The sequence below is a fragment of the Colwellia sp. BRX10-1 genome (assembly GCF_014077545.1).
Taxonomy (GTDB): Bacteria; Pseudomonadota; Gammaproteobacteria; order Enterobacterales; family Alteromonadaceae; genus Colwellia_A.
Genome location: NZ_JACGWC010000002.1, coordinates 14,942 through 37,479, shown reverse-complemented (window position 1 = coordinate 37,479; position 22,538 = coordinate 14,942). Strand labels below are relative to the sequence as shown.

Here is a 22,538-nt window from a genome sequence, read left to right as displayed (position 1 = left end):
TAAAAGGTAAATTATGAAAAAATTACAAAAGCAAGCCGGTTTTACGCTAATTGAATTAGTTATCGTTATCGTTATTTTAGGTATTTTAGCTGCAACGGCAGCACCTAAGTTTCTTGATTTGACTGGAGATGCCAAGGCATCAGTAGTCGAAGGAGTTAGAGGTGCATTAAACTCAGCTGCTGATCTAGCACACGCTAAAGCATTAGTTGCGGGTAAAATTAGTGCGGCATCAGCAGGTCAAGCGATCAGTGTTGGTTCTTCAAACATTCTTTTAAATTATGGCTGGCCAACAAATGCATCTATTGGTGATTTAATTGATATCGATGGAGATTTATCTGAAGTATCAACTGCTGTTGGTACTTTTCAGCATGATAACGGTGTAACCGTAACAAGTTGTATTGCTGTTTATGACAGTAGTTCTGTAAATAATGCTGAAACACGTCCCACTATTAATTCTACAACTACTGGTTGTTAGTCAGAAGCTTTGTTGTAATAAGAAACCGAGCATTGCTCGGTTTTTTATTATTAGATGTTTATTAATACACTAATCATTTTTAGACTCTACAATATTTATTCCCCAATCTTCAACGAGCGGATATGTGAATTTAGCTTCTTTTAAAACTCTCTGATATACAACTTCCTGTTTCATAATATCTAAACATAGCAATATATTTGAATAAATGCTCTTTCTTGGAGCATGTCTAACACGCTCAAGTCCCCAATTAATATATCGCTGTAAAGCTTGAGGGCTTTTCTCTCGCAACCCAGCAACTAATGTATGCTCATAAATGTTTTTATCTAGCCTACTTTGCCAAGCGATAGGGTTTTCAATATCTAACAAACGCTCAATATTTTGATAACCATATTTTTCATGTTCAACAATAATGTTGCCTGTGTGTAAGGTCGTTATCAAGAAAGGGAGGAAAATGATGGGAGACAATATAGATAGAAAACGGAGTAAGAAGGTATTGTCTAATGAAATACCATGGCTCTTAATGTTACTTTGTACATCAGTATACCAAAGTAACATAATAAAAATAAACCAGTGGCTTATAGAGGTATAAAAAGGAAACTCTAATTGACTGTGCAGCAACAAAGGGGTAATCAAACCTAATATAGCTAAGCGCTTAGCTGACTTATTATTAATTTTAAGCCAGCTATTCATATAAGCAATAAAGAAAAAAATCATACCAAAAAACGCTACTATTCCTCCTTCACTAACCCAATATAAAACTTCACTGTGTGGGTGAGACAGATTTAATTCAGGTTTTCTAAACTTAGGGTCTAATATTTTATGCTCGTTATATCGGTCTAAGAACTTGCGTTCAAAGTTACCGTAACCAACGCCTAAAAAAGGATTTTCTTTTATTATTAAAGTTGTTACATAAAAGTTGTAAGGCCTTGTGCCTTCTGACTGATAACTGCTTTCACCTCTTTTAGCTACATTACTATCATCAAAGCTTTGCATTGCAGCTAAAGTAGAAATGATTATAAATAGGAAGTTAATCCCCAGTTGTTTTTTATTCTTCAGATATAAAAAAGGGCTGATAAAGGCTAGCACTAGAAGTGTTGCGAAATGTCCGGTTCTTGACTGCAACACCACCACTAAAAACGTCGCGGAAAATAAGCAGAAATAACAGAGCGCTTGTTGATATTTATCTATGGAAAATGTTTTTGATGAGACTGATAAATACATTGCAATCGCAATGCCTGTTGACATAAAACTTGCCATTACATTAGGTTGTAAAAAACTGCCGTGAGGTCTACTAATTCCTACCGTATAACCTCCCCAATCATCTGTTTCTAAAATAAAATACTGTACTAAGCCAAAAATTGCTTGTAGAGCAACAGCTATTAATATCCACCATAAAATTTGTTGGGGGTTTATTCTTAATTCATCAAATTGATATAAACATAACAGAAGCAATAAACCACCAGCCAAACCTAGTAAGCGTGGAATGGCGTGGTCACTGAACTCACTGCCATAAAACATAGGCACACATAAACACAGAAACCCCAATAAACTGTAAAGCTGTAATTTACTAAGAATGACTTTTTTGTTAATGGTAATTTGCCAAAGACCTAAAGAAATAAGTATGGTGGCGATTAACCAACCAAAAACATTGAATGACAAATAAAGCCCTGTGCCACCGGGTGTTTCTAAAACTATGTGCATGGCAAAGCAGAAGTATAAAATGAGAAAAAATCGGAAATAGGGAAAAAGGCGCAATGGTATCAAATGAGTAAAAAAACAATATACAAAGACTAATGGTGTTCACTAGTATTTACAATATCTTATCGCCAGATTGTTTGTTAGGTGCAAGATATATTTTTTTTGATAAATGTTATATGCTATCAAATGATAATAAATTGAATTTTTAAACAAGAGTGAAAGACCGATGAAGTCTATGAATACACTAAAACAACCAAAGAAAAATCAGCAAGGATTTACCCTGATTGAGTTGGTGATCGTTATTGTTATTTTAGGCATTCTTGCAGTAACAGTAGTACCCAAGTATATAAACTTAACTGCCGATGCCAATACCGCGACATTACAAGCAGTTAAGGGTTCATTAGAAGGTGCATCAGCGCTTGTTTATAGTAAATCCATTGTTGCTGGAAATCAAAGTGATAGAACGGCTTCAATTACTTTAAAAGATGGTAACTCTCTTGCTATTAGTTATGGTTACCCTGTAGTACCAAGATCTCCTGGAGTTTATTGGCGTAGATTAATCAATTTAGGAGATGACTTTGTGATTAGTGCTAATAATACGGGGGCAATTTTAACTATTTATCCTGCAAATATTGACGCCCCAACGAGTTTAACGTCACCTTGTATGGTCACTTTTCAGGGATCCGTAGGGAAAGATATAGCACCTGTAATAAGTATTTTTGACTGTATTTAATTTATAACTATTTTAAGAGATGATTTGTGAGCATAAATAAACTTATCACCAATCAAAGAAAATTACTGAAACAACAAGGTTTCACAACAATTGAGTTAGTAGTTGTCATTATACTCATTGGTATACTCGCCACGACCATTATTCCAAAAATGCAAACTTCTGGTGGCTATGAAGAAATCACCTACCAAAACGAAACCGTAACTAAACTGCGTGGTATTCAATTACGTACCATGCAAGATACTTCTGTTAGTCAATGCCACCTTGTTTTAATTACTAATGATAAACTAGGCATTCCAGATGATAGCTGCAGCAGTTTTGTAAATAATAATATCAACAGCACGACTATCGTTAAAATTATCGATGATACTGTTAATTTTCAATATGCAGGTGGTACAACGCCATTTTCATTTGATCATTTAGGTCGGCCGATTAATTGTTCTTCTCCTTGCCAAGTTAGTATAGTTGGTCAAGAACAAACGCTCATTGTTGCTATTAACGAGCAAGGTTATATTTATGCTGTTAACTAATTGTATGAGTGCGAAAAAAAATTATAAGCAGAAAGGTTTTACGCTGATTGAGCTTATTGTTGGTATTGTCGTGCTATCTATTACCTATGCAGTGTTAACAAGTTTAATTTATCCAATGGCAAGTCAAAGCGCCGCACAAGTTCACCAGATCAGAGCCGCAGAATTAGGGCAATCGATGATTAATGAAATTTTAGGTAAAGCGTTTGATGAGAACTCTGATATGTCTGGTGGTTTTGTCAGGTGTGGCGAAATATCTGCGCTTAGTTGCACAGCTTCGAGTAACTTAGGAGCTGAGCCTGGTGAACAACGTAATAATTTTGATGATGTAGACGATTACAACTCAATTAATTTTGGCGATGAAATTGTAAATTCCTCAGGCAATAGTCTTGCTGATATTTATATGGGTTTTAATATGAATGTTTCAGTCATCAATGATAGCGACTATAGCGGTGAATACCAATCAGCTACAGATAATGAAAAAACAGCAAAATTAATTACTATTACTGTACGCAGCCCGCAAAACGATGATTATGTTTTTTCGGTATATAAGGCGAATTTCTAATGCTAATTCGTTTTAGACAACCATATAGCACTGTAAAAAAAATTAAGGATGCTTCTTTGTTAAAAAGAGTACCTTTGAGAAGTACTAATTTTAAAGGTAAAGCTTCAAAAGGTTTTACCTTGATTGAACTTATCATTGCCATGGTATTACTGGGCATATTATCGGTAGGAGTAAGTAGCTTCTTACAGTTTGGTAGCCAGTTATATGCTGATGCTACTGCACGTGATCAAATATTATCGTCTGCTCGCTTTGCCATCGAAAGACTTAACAGAGAGCTTAGGGCCTCATTGCCTAATAGTGCACGAATAACTAATACTTGTTTAGAGTTTATGCCAATTAAAGCAAGCGCTGTATATGTTGATATACCTGTTTCTCCAGATTCAGCAAGTGATGAAATTACTATTGTACCCGCTTCAACTACTGTCAGTAGTGCCGATATTATAAACTTTAATGTCATTGTTTACCCGGTTGTGGCAAACGATGTTTACCTTAAATCAAATAAGAAGTTTTATCCTATTGATAGTGCAGCTTATTCAAGCGATCGTACTATTGACCCACATGTTTTAACCTTAGAAAACTCAGTGCTGTTTGCTGAGGATTCCGCAACGAATCGGGTTTATTTTATTGATGATTCAGTGATGTATTGTATTGAAGGTAGTGGTGATAATAATAATTTAATAAGATACGATGTTACCGGGCATAGTAATGCAGGTGAACCACTTGGTTTAATTAACCGGGCTATAATGGCTGAGTTTTTAACAGATGATTCAGCATTTAGTACCGATGGCGCTAATTTACAACGTAATGCGATTGTATCTATTCGGCTACATTTTATGAGGTTATTTGAAGAAATTGTTTTTGATAATGAGATACAGGTGCCAAATGTTCCATAATCCAGTTCATCATTATAAATATGCTGCAAACCAAGTCAAAAGTAAACAAGAAGGCAGTGCAATTGTTGTCGCTATTTTTGTTATTGTTGTCTTGGCATTACTGGGGGCGGGGCTAGTAAAAATACTATCCTCAAGTGCGGAATCTGTTGCCTATGAAGTTATAGGCACCCGTGCTTATGCGGCAGCACAGACAGGTGCTCAATGGCAGTTACTAGAAGTTTTTCCACACGATACTAATGTTAAAACGGCTTGCAAGAGCAATATTATTGTACCTGATTTTTCGAATGTTGAAGGCTTGTCTTCTTGTCAAGCAACAGTAACCTGTAAGGACGATGGTGTATTTGATGGTACAACATATTATGTGATTACCAGCGTTGGCCAATGTTCAATTGGAGGTGTTGTTACTTCTCGAACTGTTCAGATAGAGGCAAGAAGTTTATAACACTCTTATGGAAAACACTTAAATCAAGTGTGATTTAAGTGTTAGGTTTTTTTACAGTTAGCTTTGTTGATTATATTTTTACCTCACTATCCTATTGTTTTTTATTGCTTTTGGTTGGTTGGCATGACTTGTGCTTAATTGTTGGTTAAGTAGTAAACAAGTGTACTGATGTTCTTCATTAATTGAGGTTTATAATGATTAAGTTTTCTTTAAAATTTACCACGTTTATTTTTTTATTTTTATCTAATGTTGCCCACTCAGGGCTAATCAAATCTGAGCTCACTCAGGATAACTATGTCACTATTGGCGGCTTAGACTGGACTTGGGCGTCTGCTGAGAATGCGTCGTGGGCCAGTAATACTATTTATACGCCTGATTCAATTGACAGTCTTAATGGCTGGGATCGTAAAGGATGGAGACATGCTGAATCTTCTGAGTTATTAATATTTATAAATAATAGAGATATTGCAGACTTTAGTTACTTAAATGCTTCAAATGAACTTGTATACAAGAATTCATTTGTGTTTTGGAATACTGCTATTACAGAGGTATCTGATATAGATGTTGATGGTTTTAATGCAGGACTAATTGAGACCTACTTAGTGGGTGATAACAATACAAGTAGCTGGGCATATGAAACTTTTTACGTTCGCAATACTCCAGCTCAAGTACCTGAACCTACAACAATTATGATTTTTGCCATTGCTTTAATCGCATTATCCGTGAGAAATCGTGTAATTCAATAGTTTCGAATTTGTAGCGTTTACGTGCAAACAGCCTCGTCAATGCGGGGCTTTTTATTGCCTTAAAATAATTATATAGACCTATATTAAGCTCGTTAAATTTATTTGAAAAGACGTGCCGATAAAAAATAGCTGGCTTTTAAGCCGAACATTCATCTTTATTCATAAGTCATAGTGAAATTTTATTCACAGATAAATATGATTAATTAGCATGGTTATCTCGTGGTAAAATGCTGAAATTTATTAAATAGGTTATCTAAAAAGATTGATTTGTAATTCGAAGCGATTACAAAAATATTTTGTCATTTTATGGTAATAATTAGGGAACTATTGGTGTTGAATACAAGACTAAAGATTGGCGAAAGTGTAACTGCACCGCAAAGTAAGTAACATAACCGATAAACGTAATTGTGCAATTGTAACATTTAGTCCAAATCGAGAAAATGTTACTATGACTTTTTAACAATAATGAGGGATTTAATACATTATTGATTAACAATTCCCTCAATTTTGGCTTAGTCATTAAAAATATGCTAAAAAAGTGATGTTTTTTATCATTCAAACAACACAAATTTGAAACACTCAGGTATGATTAGCCCATATAATATATTATTAACAAACTTGACAAAATGCTCATTGATTAACTCAATGCTTTGTTGAGAATAAAAGAGATTAATTCTCTTTTTATAACACTTTAGGATATTTAGATCTTATGTTTAAAAAATTACGCGGCATGTTTTCTAATGATTTATCAATAGATTTAGGAACGGCGAACACTCTTATTTATGTAAAAGACCAAGGCATCGTTTTGAATGAGCCTTCGGTAGTTGCTATTCGCCAAGACCGCTCTGGTGGTTCAAAAAGTGTAGCTGCAGTAGGTTCTGCTGCAAAACAAATGCTGGGCAGAACGCCAGGTAATATTGAAGCTATTCGCCCAATGAAAGATGGTGTTATCGCTAACTTTTTTGTTACTGAAAAAATGCTGCAATACTTTATTAAACAAGTTCACAGTAATAATTTTTTACGCCCAAGTCCTCGTGTACTTGTTTGTGTTCCTTGCGGTTCTACTCAAGTTGAACGTCGCGCTATTCGTGAGTCTGCACTTGGTGCTGGCGCCCGTGAAGTTTATCTTATTGACGAACCAATGGCTGCGGCTATTGGTGCAGGTATGCCCGTTTCAGAAGCTACAGGTTCGATGGTAGTTGATATTGGTGGTGGTACCACTGAAGTCGGTATTATTTCATTGAACGGTGTGGTTTATTCTTCTTCTGTACGTATCGGTGGCGATAAGTTTGACGATGCCATTATCAATTACGTACGTCGTAACTTTGGTAGTTTAATTGGCGAAGCAACCGCTGAGCGTATTAAACATGAAATTGGTTCAGCCTACCCAGGTGAAGAAGTATTAGAAATTGAAGTACGTGGCCGTAACTTAGCTGAAGGTGTTCCTCGTAGTTTTACGTTGAATAGCAATGAAATATTAGAAGCACTACAAGAACCACTAACCGGCATTGTTAGTGCTATTATGGTTGCTTTAGAGCAAGCGCCACCAGAACTAGCCTCTGACATTTCAGAACGTGGTATGGTACTTACTGGTGGTGGTGCATTATTACGTGACTTGGATCGTTTATTAATGGAAGAAACTGGCATTCCTGTTGTCGTTGCTGATGATCCACTTACGTGTGTGGCTCTTGGTGGTGGTAAAGCGCTTGAGATGATTGATATGCACGGCGGCGATTTATTCTCTTATGAATAAGTAACACTTCCGTCTGTCGTTGTAGGGTAAATTTAGCGGGTAGAAGTACTTATTGACTGATGTCATCTTGTACCTATTACTTAAATTTACCTATGTAGCTTAACGATGACCATTCCCTAAATAAATTTTAGGTTTATATGAATCCAATATTTAAACATGGCCCTTCCCCTCAGCACCGACTCTTGTTGGTGCTGTTTTGTTCTGTGTCTTTAATTTTTTTCGATCACAAAATGAATAGCTTTGAAAATATTCGGGGGTATTTACAGTCTCTGGTCAGCCCCTTACAGTATTTAGCGACGACTCCTAAGCAAGTCATGACTTGGGCTGCCGAAAATATTGTTACGCGGCGACAACTACTCAGTGATAACCAGCAATATAAAGTTGAAGAATTGCGTTTTCATCAACAACTATTAGAACTTGAAATTATCAAGAAAGAAAATAAGCGGTTGCGTTTATTACTGGCCTCGCCGATACGTGGTGAAGTAAAGAAAATGGTCGCTGAAATAATATCAGTCGACTCTGATCCGTATAGTCAGCAAGTCGTTATTAACCGTGGCAGTGATGATGGTGTCTTTGAAGGTCAACCTGTTATTGACGATGAAGGTATTGTTGGGCAAGTATTACATGTGGGTATTAATAGTAGTCGGGTTATTTTAATTACTGATGTCACTCACGCCGTACCTGTTAGAGTTAGTCGAAATGGTGTGCGTTTAGTCGCTTCAGGAACAGGACAAATAGACAGATTAACCCATAATTTTGTGCAACACAGTACGGATGTTCGCACGGGTGATTTATTAGTAACTTCAGGTCTTGGTGATAAGTACCCTGAAGGGTATCCTGTTGCACGAGTGACCAAAGTTTCACAGAATGATGCAAATGCCTTTGCTTTAGTACAAAGTCAGCCGGTCGCTAAAATTGATCGATTACGCTATTTATTACTGCTGTGGCCTGAAAAAGCATCAGAGATTTTTGCGCCTTCGCAAAAAGTAGTAACACCAAACGTACCTGATAATAAAAAAAGTGAAGATAACACAGGACTAAATAATGTCGATACGTAACCTTTTGATTATTATTTTTACTACGGTTATCGCTTTAATCGCCAGCATTATGCCATTACCCCAGAGTATTGATGTTTTTCGTCCAGACTGGGTGTTAGTAGTATTAGTATACTGGTGCTTAGCCTTACCCGCGCGTGTTAATGTTATAACCGCTGGTTTTGTTGGCTTATTACTTGATGTTTTACTGGGGTCTATTCTCGGTGTGCACACGATGGCGATGGCTCTTGCTGTTTATATTATCGCGGGCAACTTTCAAAAAATTAGAAATTTCTCTGTTTGGCAACAATCACTCATTGTTGGTGTTTTATCGGCGTTATATCATTTAATTGTTTTTTGGATGCAACGGTTTTTAACTGATGCCGTGTTCCTACCTAGTTATTTATATCCGGTGATCACAACGATTGTACTGTGGCCTTGGGCGTTTTTATTATTAAGAAAAGTACGTCGTCACTTTCGTATTACTTAACCCCTGTTATTGACCCGTTAACTGAGTAATTTTTCTATGAAGCCCGTTTTAATTTTAGCGTCACAGTCACCACGAAGAAAAGAATTACTTAGCCAACTGGGTTATCAATTTCAAACTATTTCTGCTGATATCGATGAAAGCATCATCGACAATGAATCACCAAGCGATTATGTGTTACGTTTGGCGATTGAAAAAGCGACTGTAGTCTCAAAAAATCAAGTAGCAGGCAGTGTCGTGCTTGGTTCTGATACTAGCGTTATTTTCGACAATCATATTCTTGGTAAACCTGAGAATATTGCAGCATGCTGTCAACAACTGCTAATGTTATCAAGCAACACTCACCAAGTACTGACCGCCATTGCCGTTGTAAAAAACAAACAAATATTATCCGCGGTTATTTCTACGGATGTTACCTTTAAAAAATTGTCTGTTGAAGAAATTAAGCGCTACTGGCATACCGGTGAACCTCAAGATAAAGCAGGCTCGTACGGTATTCAAGGTATTGGTGGACAATTTGTGACACAAATTAAAGGTAGTTATTCTGCTGTAGTCGGTTTACCTTTATATGAAACAGCAAAGTTATTGGCTGAGTTAGGTTTACCTACCCCTGTTCAAGACCAAACAAGCCCCCTCAGCGACGGAGAAATTTTATGAGCGGTGAATTACTGATTAATGTAACCCCAAGTGAAACTCGAGTTGCGCTAATAGAAAATGGCGTATTGCAAGAAGTTCATGTTGAACGTGAATCTCGTCGTGGTTTGGTTGGCAATATTTATCTAGGTAAAGTTATTCGGGTTTTACCGGGTATGCAAGCAGCCTTTATTGATATTAATTTAGAAAAAGCCGCGTTCTTACATGCTTCAGACATCAACACTAAACTCATTATTAGTAATGACGATTTGCCCGCTGACCACGTACCTGACATTAGAGCGTTAGTGCATGAAGGCCAGCAAATTGTGGTTCAGGTCATTAAAGATCCACTGGGCACCAAAGGAGCGCGCCTAACCACAGATATTACCGTAGCCGCTCGATATTTGGTGTTAATGCCAAATGCTAATCATGCGGGCATATCACAACGTATTGAATCTTCAAAAGAGCGCAATCGTCTCAAAGATATTATTACGCCATATTGTAGTGAGGAACACGGCTTTATTGTTCGAACGGCTGCTGAAGGTGCTGATGAAAAAGAATTAAAACATGATGCTGAATTTTTACGACGTGTCTGGAAAAAAGTGCAAGACCGTAAAAAAAGAAAGCAAATGAAAGCGCCTATCTATCAAGATCTTTCATTAGCATTTCGTGTACTCCGTGATTTTGTTGGTATTGATCTTGAACGAATTCGTATCGATTCAAAACTGACTTTTGAGCAGTTGCGGGAATTTACCGAAGAATTTGTCCCTAATTTAACCCCTTTTTTAGAAAATTACCCAGGGGAGCGACCAATCTTTGACTTGTTTGATGTCGAAAATGAGATACAAAGAGCGTTGCATAGAAGAATTGAATTGAAGTCGGGTGGTTACTTAATTATTGATCAAACCGAAGCGATGACCACGATTGATATAAATACCGGTGGATTTGTCGGCCATCGTAATCTAGAAGAAACTATTTTTAATACTAATTCAGAAGCCACACAAGTCATTGCTCGACAGTTGAGACTGAGAAATCTAGGTGGCATCATTATTGTCGATTTTATTGACATGAACAGTGCCGAGCACCAAAAACGTGTGTTACACAGTTTAGATGTAGCGATGGCGAAAGATAATGTTAAATACAGTATTAGTAAGTTTTCTAAGCTTGGCTTAGTAGAAATGACCCGTAAACGTACCCGAGAGAGTCTAGAACATATATTGTGTGGAGAATGTTCAGTGTGTTCAGGTCGAGGGCATTTAAAAACTGTTGAAACCGTTTGTTTTGAAATTTTGCGTGAAATAGTACGAGTAAATCGCGCCTATGATTCAGATAAATTCACTGTTTATGCTTCTTCTGCAGTGAGTGAATCACTAATTAATGATGAATATCATCACCTTGCTGAGTTAGAAGTTTTCATCGGTAAGCAAATTAAAGTTCAGACAGAAACCATGTATAATCAAGAGCAGTTTGATGTGATTATGATGTAATTAAAAACTATCGATAAAGGCCATTAGGGTCTTATTGTTACTTAAACTTAGGTTTATAGTTCCAGACTAAACCTAAGTACCTACATCCTTGTCGGCACAGGTTTACAGGTATAGAGTTCCTGACTAAACCTAAGTACCTGCATCTGTGTAGGCATAGGTTTACAGGTATAGAGTTCCAGACTAAACCTAAGTACCTACATCCGTGTAGGCAATTTAGTATATTGGCTTCAAAACCTGATTTGACGGTAAATAAATCAATCACCGTAAGTTAAAAATTAAGATAATTAAGTGTGTAGTAAATTCATTTTATGAGTATTTCAGCTTTTTCGAATCGTTGGTTAAATCGACTGTATAAAGTATTGGCAATTTTGTTGGTGCTTTTTGCGGTACTGATCAGTGCGTTTCGTTTATCTTTGCCCTACGCACATAATTTTCATCAAGACTTACAATATTATCTCAATGAAACTTATGATAGCAATGTAAGCATAGGTTCGTTGAGCATGGAGTGGGAGGTTGACGGGCCGACGATAGTTGTTGAAAAAGTCAATGTACTAGATACTCAAACCGCTAATATATTTGTGTCTCGCATGGAATTGACTGTTGATTTCTGGGGAAGCTTACGCCATCAAAAATTGATTTCTCAAGATATAACTTTAGCAGGTGTACAAGTTTTTTTTGATAAAGCATTATTAACGTCAAAAGATCAAAACGCGGAAGATAGTTCGGTTATTGCTACCATCAGCGATGTATTGTTTCAGCAAATTAATCGCTTTTCATTAATAAACAGTAATATCACCATACAAGATGAGTCAAAAACGCGAACCTTTTTGGTCGACCAACTTGCTTGGGTCAATAACGGTAATCATCATCGAGCTACGGGTAGTATGCTTATTGACGGGTTAACATCTAATAATATTAAATTTAATCTTGATGCATCTGGACAAGACCTTCGTGATTTAAGTGGTCAACTATACTTTGAAGCGAATAAGCTTAATGTAACTCCGTGGCTAGATACTGTTTTTGCTATCGAAAATGACAAAACTTATTCATCGGTTAATTTTAGTGCTTGGTATACCTTAAACAAAGGCAAAGCCAACAGATTACAAATCGCATTAGGCGATAATGAAGTGAGTTGGCTTTTTAAAGATGAATTACACAGTATTCGTATCGACGAAGGTAATATCTTGGTTGAAAATTTTGACGATGCTAAAAATATAAGCACTACGACCACACCATTACAGTTCTACACCAACAATAAGGCTTGGCAGCCTTTAACCATCAACACGAAAAGAACGGCCAATGGCCTACTTACGTATATTTCTTCATTAGAGCTGTTTGGTTTAGCTGACCTTTATCCACTTTTTTCTGGCCACCCAGAAAGTGAAACATTATTAAATGATCTTGCTCCGGTTGGACAGATAACCGACGTTTACTTGCTCAATAATGACGATGATATTAAAGCCGTAGCGCAATTTTCGGATGTTACCTCTTCGTTTAGTCAAGGGATCCCCGGCGTTGAAAATGTCAGTGGTGAACTTACCTTCACTCAAAAAAACTTGCAGGTTAAGTTGTTAGCTCAAAATGGAGAGCTAGATTTTGACCAACACTTTCTTTATCCCATTCCATACCAATCGATTGCTGCACAAGTTAATGTCGACTTTAATCATGCTGAACTATTAGTGAAAGTTCAGCAAATCGAAATGATATCAGAACAACTTAATGCTACCGCCGATTTAGAAATTAAAGCGCTAGAAGATGAAACAATCACGATGGCATTACTCGCTAATGTGCATCAAGGTGACGCTAAGCTCGCAAACTATTTTTACCCACATCTATTGATGGGACAGGAACTGGTCGATTACTTAAACTTAGCCATCATTGACGGTGAATTCGCACAAGCTCAAGTGCTTTTTAATGGGCCACTCGATAAATTCCCATTTGAAGATAATAGCGGTATTTTTGTTGTTAATGCAGAATTGGTCAAGAGTAAATTTCAGTTTGATCCAAGTTGGCCGGTGATTAATGATTTTGATGCTAACTTAAATTTCACTAACAACAGCATGCTAATTACGGGTCGAGGTGGCGAGCTTACTGGCATAGACGTTACCGGTGTTAAGGTTGCTATTGATGATTTAGCTGGCCAACAAATATTAACGGTTGCCGCGAATTTTAAAGATACCCAAGCCAATGCAGTAAGTGACTTAATGAACAATAGTCCGTTGGCCGACACGGTTGGAGAGACACTAAACCAGCTACAAGTATCAGAAAACATTTCAGGTAGCTTTGCACTAAATTTACCTTTAAATGATCTTGATAGTGCTGTGGCAAGTGGCAAGGTTGAGTTCAAGAATAATAAAATAGCATTGCAAGCACCTGCCATGAACTTTACGGAAGTGAATGGTGAATTGAGCTACGAAAATGATGTAATAAAGACGCAAGGACTGACATTAAATTGGCGAGAAATGCCCTTAGTACTGAAAGTAGAAGCCCAGGATACTAACCGTAAATATTACCAAACATTGATTAACCTACAAGCGCAGTGGCCAGAAACCGCTTGGAAAAAAGAGCTGCCAGAATTACTTGAAAAATATGGTCAGGGTCTGTTAGCGTGGCAAGGTGATTTAACGCTAAAGATGCACCACCAAGGTGGTTTTAGTTATGAACTCTTACTGGACTCTACTTTAGAAAAGATAGCACTTTCATTACCTGCGCCTTATAAAAAAATAGCCGATGATGTACTTAATGTTGCGGTAAAAGTTTCTGGAGAGGAAAATTCATCAGTACTTTACGCACAAATAGGTGATGAGCTGAATTTTTATGGTGAGTTAAATCATAGTAAAGTGCAATTTACTAAAGCACATTTAGTCTTAGGTAATGAACATATGTTATTACCAACGGAAGGCTTTCATATCACGACAAACTTATCTACCGCCTCAGTAACCGAGTGGCAACCGTTAATTTTTGATATTCTTGATGGCATAGAACAAGCATCGGTAAATACAGCTGCAGATAATGTTGCCCTGTTAAGTGCGCCTAAACGTATTAGGGGCAAGGTTGAAAAGCTTAATGTGTTAGGACAAGAATTAACTGACGTCTCTTTTAATCTTAACGATGAAGAGCAATGGTGGTTACTTGAATTGCAAGCCAAAGAAACACGTACCAAAGCTAAGTTTTATCCTGATTGGCATCAACAAGGGATAGAGCTTAATGCTGATTTTATTCATTTAACGGCAGATGATGAACTTGTTAATGAAAACCTTGTTGAGGAACCATCAGCAGAACCGATAAGTAACGATGTTATTTTCGCTAATATTCCGCCTATTCGTGGGAAATGTTCGAGTTGTAGCTATGGAAAATTTGATTTTGGTGAAGTTGATTTTTCTATTGAACGGTCTGCTGTCGATACGTTAACCATTAAAAAATTTACGGCTACACGGGGTAAAACACAATTAAGTTTTGATGCCAGTTGGCAACATAATGCCGATGAATCTCAAACCACTATTATAGGCAAATTGAAAGCGAAAAATGTTGATCAAGAAGTCGAGAAATTAGGTTATCCTTCAACGATAAAAGATAGTGAATTGGACATGTACTATAATTTTAACTGGACAGGTAGCCCATTAGATTTTGCGATAGAAAGCTTTAACGGTACAAGCCAAGTTAAACTTTCAGACGGATATTTAGCTGAAGTACCTGATCAAGCCCGAGCATTTTCACTACTCAGTTTACAGTCCTTAGTTCGTAAATTGAAGTTTGATTTTCGAGATATTTTTAGTGATGGTATGTTCTATGATTCCATTAAAGGAGATTTTGAGGTCAAAAATGGCGTTGTTTATACCGATAACACTTTCATGAAAGGTGCGGCAGGCGACTTATCTATAAAAGGTAATACCAACTTAAACGACCAAGTACTCGATTATAAAATGTCTTATAAGCCCAATTTAACCTCAAGCTTACCTGCAATTGCCTGGATAGCGACATTAAACCCATTGACCTTTATTGGTGCTTTGGCTCTTGATGGCGTTATTACCTCGCAAGTTGTTTCAGAATATAAAATTGAAGTTACTGGGCCAATTGACTTACCCGTAGTAAAAGTCGTCGATAAAAAAACCCAAAATATAAAAGTTGGCCGTTCAACACCTCCTGAAGTTATTGATATCATTCCTGATCAGAACAATATCACTCCTGTTACACCAGCAAATAAAACAGAGGGTATAAAAGATCACAAGGAAATAAACCTAGATGGTTAGACTTACGGCAATACAACTATGCTCTGTACCGAATGTTGAAGAAAACCTAGTGAGTATTGAGGCTGAATTAGCTCGATTATCGCCAGTTACTTCGAATGATGAACATATTGTCGTTTTACCTGAGTGTTGTTTGTTCTTTGGAGGAAAAGACGCCGAGCAATTAGCGGTATCTAAACGATCATTAAAAGATAAGCTGGCAACGTTAGCCAAAAAATATCAGGTGCTTTTGGTTGCTGGTAGTATTCCACTAGCAACCTCAGCCAAAATTGAAGATAAGTTTACTAACAGTAGTTGTATTTTTTCACCGCAAGGTCATGAGTTAATACAGTACGATAAAATTCATTTATTCGATGCTAATGTTGAAGATAACGAAAAAAGTTATCGTGAATCTCGCTATACTCAAGCGGGTGATAAAATTTGTTGTTGGCAAGCTGAAAATGTAAATATTGGCTTAACAATTTGTTATGACTTGAGATTTCCTGAACTTTATCGCCAACTTCGCTTGTTAGGTGCTGATGTTATTACAGTACCAAGTGCCTTTACTACAGTAACTGGTCAAGCACATTGGCAAACATTATTACAAGCACGTGCCATTGAAAATCAAGTGTATATTGTAGCTGCAGGCCAACATGGTACGCATCTTAATGGTAGAGAAACATGGGGACACAGTATGATTATCAGTCCTTGGGGAGAAATACTTAGCTGTATAGAGCAAGGTATTGGTAGTATTAGTGTTGAATTTTCCCGTGACGAACTAGACAGAGTAAGAGCAGCAATGCCTGTTACTGAACATAATCAATTTGAAAGCACATTAAAACGCCCAAATTAAATAAATTAATACGATAAGTGAAAAATATGAATAGTGTTGAACGTGAACTTTTAGCCGATAGCCAAATTGACCGAGATCTTTTAGATCAAACGTTAAACAATATATATCAACGAAACATTGATTTAGCCGACTTATACTTTCAGTCGAGCTGCCATGAGTCATGGATGCTAGAAGATGGCATTGTCAAAGAAGGTTCATATAATATTGAACGTGGTGTTGGTGTGCGAGCAATATCAGGCGAAAAAACTGGTTTTGCTTACTCTGATGATATTTCTCCTCTCGCGTTAAAAAAAGCAGCCGATGCCGCTAAAGGTATTGCAAATGCCGACCAAAATGGTCGTGTACTTGCTTTTAAAAATCAAACTGTGAAATCAGTTTATCAAGCCACTGATCCGTTAGGCAGTCTAGCGCAAGAGCAAAAAATCACCTTAATGCATGAAATTGAAGCCCATGCTCGTTCAGTTGATAAGCGTGTTCAGCAGGTTATTGTTAGTTTGTCAGGTGTTTATGAAAAAATATTAGTGGCTGCTAGCGATGGTACTTTTGCTACTGATATACGACCACTGGTTCGCTTAAATTGCTCAGTATTAGTCGAAGATAATGGTAAACGTGAACGTGGCAGTGCTGGCGGTGGTGCTCGAACTGATTATAGTTATTTCTTTGAACTTGAAAATGGTAAAGCACGTTATTTAGCTTATGCCGAAGAAGCGGTTCGTCAAGCTTTAGTCAATGTGGTGGCAATAGAATCTCCAGCTGGCATGTTACCTGTTGTACTTGGTTCAGGTTGGCCGGGCGTCCTATTGCATGAAGCCGTTGGTCATGGTTTAGAAGGTGATTTTAACCGTAAAGGTTCGTCAGCATTTTCAGGTAAAATTGGTCAAAAGGTGACTTCTGATTTATGCACTATTGTTGATGATGGCACAATCCCTAATCGCCGTGGTTCAATTTCAATAGATGATGAAGGAACGCCAGGACAATACAATGTACTGATTGAAAAAGGTATTTTGAAAGGTTATATGCAAGATAAGCATAACGCTAAGCTGATGGGTGTAGCACCTACCGGTAATGGTCGCCGTGAATCTTATGCACATTTACCCATGCCTAGAATGACTAATACTTATATGCTTGCGGGTGAACATGATCCAAAAGATATTATTAAGTCAGTGAAAAAAGGCATTTACGCGCCACATTTTGCTGGTGGTCAAGTTGATATTACCTCTGGAAAATTTGTTTTCACCAGCTCTGAAGCTTACCTTATTGAAAACGGTGAAATTACTTCGCCAATAAAAGGCGCTACGTTAATTGGTAGTGGTCCTGAAGCGATGAAAAATGTCAGCATGGTCGGTAACGACCTGAAACTTGATGCTGGCGTTGGTGTTTGTGGAAAAGATGGACAAAGTATTCCGGTAGGTGTTGGCCAACCTACTTTGAAAATCAATGAAATGACAATTGGTGGCACTCAGTAGTTCATTTCTGAATAAATTACTTTTAAGAAAGTCATCCGCTATTTAGAAATAAATGGCGGATGACTTTTTTTTTGCGCTAGCTATTAAGAGGAATATTTTGGCAATACATTATAAAAGTAATAACAATCGCTATTTTTATTAACAGGGATTGAAAAATAATTCTAATTGTTATAATGTAACAACATATGCGTAGTAATTATTTTTTATTTACACAGTTTTTTTCACAGAGTCGGCAATCAATAATAAGTTTATTGATCATGTCTGCATTTCTGTGCGCCACGCTTAGTCATAGTTCGCATGGTGAATTGATACCTGATAATGTTGAATTACAGCAGTGTAAACTGTGTCAGCATAACATTGACACGCCAAAGAATAATATCACCTTAAAACTGGTTAACGTCAGTAATTATCAACAATCCACGCAAACGTTAATTATAGTTAATCGTTACACGCCATTTTATTTGATACCACAGTTACGTGCCCCCCCCTGTTCAATAGATAAAAATTAACACAGTTCAAAAATAAAAATTTTAGGAAATTAGCTTAATCGCTAATCTTCTTTAGATCTATCTATTGGAAAAAAAATGAAATCAATTTATATCAATAAAATAGCACCTTTGTGTGCCTTATCATTATTAATGGTCGGCGCTGCCAGCCATGCTCAAAAATTTTCAGGCGTAGTATTTGATGCCGATGGCAACAGGATTGCGAAAGCTAAAGTTTCTTTGGTTAATACTAAATATAAAGCAGTTACTGACGAAAAAGGCCAATTTACTTTTAGTGACATTGGTGTTGGTAAAGTAGAACTTCATGTTAGTGCTAAAAACTTTAGTCATATCAACGAGTATTTCACCATTACCGATCAAGACATTACCGAGGTGACAATTTCACTGAGCGCTACGGTCATGGAAGTGGTCGATGTTTATGCGACGCCTTTGCATTCATCGAGTATTGAGTCGGCCTTGCCAGTAAATGTTATTTCTGGTGACGAGCTGCGTTTAAAGCAAGCATCTACTTTAGGTGAAACACTGAAAAATGAAGTGGGTGTACATTCAAGTTATTTTGGCCCAGTTGCAAGTAGTCCTATTATTCGTGGTATGGATGGACCAAGAGTGTTAATCACACAAAATGGTTTAGACGTAGGGGATGCATCTCGTGTAGGACCAGACCACGCGGTTGCAGCCGAAGCTGGTACTGCCCAACAGGTAGAAGTACTTCGTGGGCCGTCAACGCTTTTTTATGGTAGTGGTGCGATAGGTGGTGTGGTGAATGTCGTTGATAATCGAGTACCTACAAATATTGATAATCAGGTCGATTATTTACTTAAGCATAATGATGTTGCAGATGAAAGTGAAGCAACACTCAATGTAAACACAGGGTACAAAAGTCTAGCCGTTCATCTTGATGCGTTTTGGCGTGAATCTAATGATTATAAGATCCCAGGCTATGCGACTGCAGAAGAAGACCATGATGAACATGAAGAAGGTCATGATGAACATGAAGGCGAAGAAATTAAAGGTATTCTAGAGAACAGTGCCTCGAAGTCATCAGGTTTTACCCTGGGTTCAAGTTATTTGTTTGACGCTGGATATATTGGCTTTTCGTATGGCCGAATGGAAAGAACTTACGGTATTCCTGGGCATTCAGAACACGGTGAAGAAGAACATGAAGAAACAGGAACTGAAATCAGTGAAGAAGGCGCTGTTTTTGGTGATTTAGTACAAGACAGATATCAACTATTGAGTGAAATTAGTTTTGAAGACAGTTTTATTAATCGTGTGATGAGTAAAGCTGCTTACACAGATTACCAACATCAAGAAATTGAAGGAGGTGAAGTCGGTACTCAATTTAATAATGAGATGTTAGAAACACGCTTTGATCTTTATCATCAAGCCGTTGACGGTTGGAAAGGTGCATGGACATTGCATTATAAAGAAAATGATTTTAATGCGATTGGAGAAGAAGCATTCACGCCTCCTTCAAACACAGAATCAATTGCCATTGCTTGGCTTGAAGAGAAACACATAGATGATGTTTTATGGCAATTAGGTATACGTGCCGAACATGTAACCTTGAGTGCAAATAGTGAAGTTGAATCACACGATGAACTAGGCAGCCATGAAGAAGAGTCGCATTTTAATAAACAGAGCTTTACGCCTATAAGTGCGTCTTTAGGTGCTGTATGGGAATATTCAACGGGTTATAATTTAGGATTTTCTGCTGCGTTTTCTCAGCGAGCACCTTCAGCGAGTGAATTGTTTTCGAATGGTGCTCATATCGGCACGAATACTTATGAAGTTGGGGCATTGTTTGAGGTACATGAAGAAGACCATGAATTACATGTAGACTTGTCTGATCAAAATGTTGAGTTAGAGACAGCTTATAATCTAGATCTTACTTGGAGAAAATTTGAAGGCGACTTTGGTTTCGTTGCCAGTGCTTTTTATAATCATATTGACGATTATTATTATCAAGCGAATACTGGGCTATTTGCAGAAAGCGGCCATGATAGTCACGATGAAGCCATTGAAGAAAATCATGAGGAGGAAACTGCCGGTTTGCCCGTTTATGTATTCCAACAAAATAATGTGGTGATGTATGGTGTAGAAGCTGAGTTTTTTTATCAGGTAGCACCTTCACTTAAAGCGACGCTATTTACTGATTATATTCGTGCAAAGCTTACTGATAATAACAATGATAATCTACCTAGGATCCCGCCAATGCGCGTTGGTGGTCAACTAAATTATATGACCGATAAGTATTCAGCAGAGCTAAGTGCAACACACTACTTTAAACAATCAGACACAGCGGCATTAGAAAGTGATACAGACGGCTATACTATGCTAGATGCTAACTTTAATTACTTTATTAATAATGTTGGCGACGATATGGTGGCATTTTTAAAAGTGAATAATATTACAGATGAAGAAGCACGAGTACATACGTCATTTCTCAAAGGTGTTTCACCATTACCGGCACGAGGGTTTACGGTTGGTATTAGAGGAAGTTTTTAAGCAGTAGAATAATAGCTTTGTAGATGAGGCCAAGGCTTCATCTACAAAGTATGTTTAACGATTTACTTTAATCTAAGACCTGACTTTTCAATCGTGATTTTGTCTTTCTTCAATAAGTTTCCAACTGTCGCTTTAAAGGTTTTTTTACTGACACCTAAAATACGTTGTATCAGTTCTGGTGAGCTTTTGTCATGTAATGGGCTAAAACCATCATTTTCTGCAATGTGCGCTAATAATTTATCGGCAAAGTCATTAACTTTCCCTTCACCTGAACGAGAAAGTGATAAATCGATACGACCATCTTCACGGATGTTTTTAATAAAACCGTCAATAATTTTACCAACACGTAATGGTTGAAAAATTTCATTGTCGTAAAGTAAGCCCCAGTGCTTATCGTTGATAATCGCTTTGAAACCCAGATCAGTTTTTCCACCAATCATTAACTTAACTTTGTCCCACTTTTGATAATCAGCAGGCCAAATATCAATATATTTGTCGAGCTTACTTGAAGCGGCAATTCGGTCTGTGGTGGTATCAAGAAAAATACGTACTAGATAATATTTCCCTTCTTCCATTGGTGTATGCTGCTGATTAAAAGGTACTAATAAATCTTTAGGTAACCCCCAATCAAGGAATGCACCCATTTTATTGAGCTGTTTTACTTTCAATGAAACGAATTCATCTACTTGGCCAAACGGCTTTTCAGTGGTCGCAATAATGCGTTCAGCTGAATCAACATAAATGAAGACAGTGAGTTTATCGTCTACTTTACAGTTTTCAGGAATAAAACGGTTCGGTAGTAATACTTCACCCAGTTCTCCAGCACTTAAATAAGCACCTTTTTCGGTGACTGCAACTACAGAAAGGGTATTATATTTACCAATGTCGGCCATTTGAATTTACCAAGAAAATTAATATGAAAATCTTAAGGGCTATAATAACGCATATCAAAAATGAATGATGTTATTTTCTTGGTTTGGTTTGAATATATTCAGCGTGGCGTAGCTGAAGTAAATCGCCAATTTTGCGAATAACATGCTCTTCAATACTTGCCAGCTCACCATCGGCATAAGCCATATTCCATAACTGCTTAACAATTGATATTCGTTGTTCGATAGAAAAATGTTTATTTATTTTCGATGTATATCGATAAAAATCAGTCGCTTGTTCACTTTGAATCAGCGCCTGATCAATAATTTGCTTAACTTCTTCTTCATTTAAGTGAAACTGTTCAACGAGTAACACGGCCAGTTTAGCTTGTTCTTTTTGGTCAAAGTGTCCATCAGCACGCATCACTTCACACAATAATACCGCACAGGCTAGCTCTATAGTCACCTCATCAGAATTTTTTTTAGTGTTATTGTCTGTTAAATCATCGGCTAGGTTTTGAAAAAAAGAACTGATTTTTGTAAGCATGTTTATTCCTTAAATAAAGTAATCACTTTATTGTTACGCTCAGCAATAAAGAAAACAAGCAGATAATAGCTATATTTGATAACAAAGTGTGTC

20 protein-coding genes are annotated in these 22,538 nt (G+C 37.2%); 17 read left to right on the top strand and 3 right to left on the bottom strand.

The window, feature by feature from the left end; all coding sequences use genetic code 11:
- Positions 1 to 13 precede the first annotated feature (13 nt).
- On the top strand, positions 14 to 475 hold the full coding sequence (locus H4J75_RS20365; protein WP_182215544.1) for a prepilin-type N-terminal cleavage/methylation domain-containing protein: 462 nt from the start codon (positions 14 to 16) through the stop codon (positions 473 to 475).
- Positions 476 to 544: 69 nt separating this feature from the next.
- Here H4J75_RS20365 and H4J75_RS02640 read toward each other — a convergent pair whose 3' ends face one another.
- The gene (locus H4J75_RS02640; protein ID WP_182221270.1) at positions 545 to 2,176 is read right to left on the bottom strand and encodes a PglL family O-oligosaccharyltransferase; all 1,632 of its coding nucleotides are present in this window, start codon (positions 2,174 to 2,176) and stop codon (positions 545 to 547) included.
- A 232-nt stretch (positions 2,177 to 2,408) separates the two neighbouring features.
- On the opposite strand from H4J75_RS02640, the gene H4J75_RS20360 reads away from it, so the two are divergent.
- From H4J75_RS20360 to H4J75_RS02560, 16 genes are all read left to right on the top strand, one after another.
- The gene (locus H4J75_RS20360; protein WP_182221269.1) at positions 2,409 to 2,906 is read left to right on the top strand and encodes a prepilin-type N-terminal cleavage/methylation domain-containing protein; all 498 of its coding nucleotides are present in this window, start codon (positions 2,409 to 2,411) and stop codon (positions 2,904 to 2,906) included.
- Positions 2,907 to 2,932: 26 nt separating this feature from the next.
- On the top strand, positions 2,933 to 3,433 hold the full coding sequence (locus tag H4J75_RS02630) for a type II secretion system protein (RefSeq protein ID WP_182215538.1): 501 nt from the start codon (positions 2,933 to 2,935) through the stop codon (positions 3,431 to 3,433).
- Entirely contained in the window at positions 3,420 to 3,995 is a 576-nt protein-coding gene (locus H4J75_RS02625) for a type II secretion system protein (RefSeq protein ID WP_182215536.1), read from the top strand. The genes H4J75_RS02630 and H4J75_RS02625 overlap by 14 nt, the downstream gene beginning before the upstream one ends.
- Before the next feature lie 74 nt (positions 3,996 to 4,069).
- Complete coding sequence (locus H4J75_RS02620; RefSeq protein ID WP_182215535.1) at positions 4,070 to 4,888, top strand: PilW family protein; 819 nt, start codon at positions 4,070 to 4,072, stop codon at positions 4,886 to 4,888.
- Entirely contained in the window at positions 4,878 to 5,330 is a 453-nt protein-coding gene (locus H4J75_RS02615; RefSeq protein WP_182221268.1) for an MSHA biogenesis protein MshP, read from the top strand. Before H4J75_RS02620 ends, H4J75_RS02615 begins: the two co-directional genes overlap by 11 nt.
- Before the next feature lie 194 nt (positions 5,331 to 5,524).
- A complete protein-coding gene (locus H4J75_RS02610; RefSeq protein ID WP_182221267.1) occupies positions 5,525 to 6,076 on the top strand; it encodes a PEP-CTERM sorting domain-containing protein in 552 nt (183 codons plus the stop codon).
- 709 nt (positions 6,077 to 6,785) lie between these two features.
- The gene (locus tag H4J75_RS02605; protein ID WP_070375565.1) at positions 6,786 to 7,829 is read left to right on the top strand and encodes a rod shape-determining protein; all 1,044 of its coding nucleotides are present in this window, start codon (positions 6,786 to 6,788) and stop codon (positions 7,827 to 7,829) included.
- Between the two features lie 137 nt (positions 7,830 to 7,966).
- Positions 7,967 to 8,887 carry a rod shape-determining protein MreC gene (gene mreC, locus H4J75_RS02600; RefSeq protein WP_070375566.1) on the top strand — a complete coding sequence of 307 codons (921 nt, stop codon included), beginning with the start codon at positions 7,967 to 7,969 and terminating at the stop codon, positions 8,885 to 8,887.
- Positions 8,874 to 9,353 carry a rod shape-determining protein MreD gene (mreD, locus tag H4J75_RS02595; protein WP_070375567.1) on the top strand — a complete coding sequence of 160 codons (480 nt, stop codon included), beginning with the start codon at positions 8,874 to 8,876 and terminating at the stop codon, positions 9,351 to 9,353. Before mreC ends, mreD begins: the two co-directional genes overlap by 14 nt.
- 36 nt (positions 9,354 to 9,389) lie before the next feature.
- The gene (locus H4J75_RS02590; protein WP_182221266.1) at positions 9,390 to 10,007 is read left to right on the top strand and encodes a nucleoside triphosphate pyrophosphatase; all 618 of its coding nucleotides are present in this window, start codon (positions 9,390 to 9,392) and stop codon (positions 10,005 to 10,007) included.
- A complete protein-coding gene (rng, locus tag H4J75_RS02585) occupies positions 10,004 to 11,470 on the top strand; it encodes a ribonuclease G (RefSeq protein WP_182175473.1) in 1,467 nt (488 codons plus the stop codon). Before H4J75_RS02590 ends, rng begins: the two co-directional genes overlap by 4 nt.
- A gap of 308 nt (positions 11,471 to 11,778) precedes the next feature.
- Complete coding sequence (locus tag H4J75_RS02580; RefSeq protein ID WP_182221265.1) at positions 11,779 to 15,720, top strand: YhdP family protein; 3,942 nt, start codon at positions 11,779 to 11,781, stop codon at positions 15,718 to 15,720.
- Positions 15,713 to 16,549, top strand: a complete 837-nt coding sequence (locus H4J75_RS02575) for a carbon-nitrogen hydrolase family protein (protein ID WP_182215527.1) — start codon at positions 15,713 to 15,715, stop codon at positions 16,547 to 16,549. The genes H4J75_RS02580 and H4J75_RS02575 overlap by 8 nt, the downstream gene beginning before the upstream one ends.
- Before the next feature lie 26 nt (positions 16,550 to 16,575).
- The gene (gene tldD / locus H4J75_RS02570; RefSeq protein WP_182175476.1) at positions 16,576 to 18,015 is read left to right on the top strand and encodes a metalloprotease TldD; all 1,440 of its coding nucleotides are present in this window, start codon (positions 16,576 to 16,578) and stop codon (positions 18,013 to 18,015) included.
- 257 nt (positions 18,016 to 18,272) lie between these two features.
- Entirely contained in the window at positions 18,273 to 18,524 is a 252-nt protein-coding gene (locus H4J75_RS02565; protein ID WP_182221264.1) for a hypothetical protein, read from the top strand.
- A 75-nt stretch (positions 18,525 to 18,599) separates the two neighbouring features.
- A complete protein-coding gene (locus H4J75_RS02560) occupies positions 18,600 to 21,029 on the top strand; it encodes a TonB-dependent receptor (RefSeq protein WP_182221263.1) in 2,430 nt (809 codons plus the stop codon).
- A 62-nt stretch (positions 21,030 to 21,091) separates the two neighbouring features.
- On the opposite strand, the gene H4J75_RS02555 is transcribed toward H4J75_RS02560, so the two are convergent.
- Entirely contained in the window at positions 21,092 to 21,922 is an 831-nt protein-coding gene (locus H4J75_RS02555; protein WP_182215524.1) for a S1 RNA-binding domain-containing protein, read from the bottom strand.
- 70 nt (positions 21,923 to 21,992) lie between these two features.
- Entirely contained in the window at positions 21,993 to 22,445 is a 453-nt protein-coding gene (locus H4J75_RS02550) for a TerB family tellurite resistance protein (protein WP_182215523.1), read from the bottom strand.
- Positions 22,446 to 22,538: the final 93 nt, after the last annotated feature.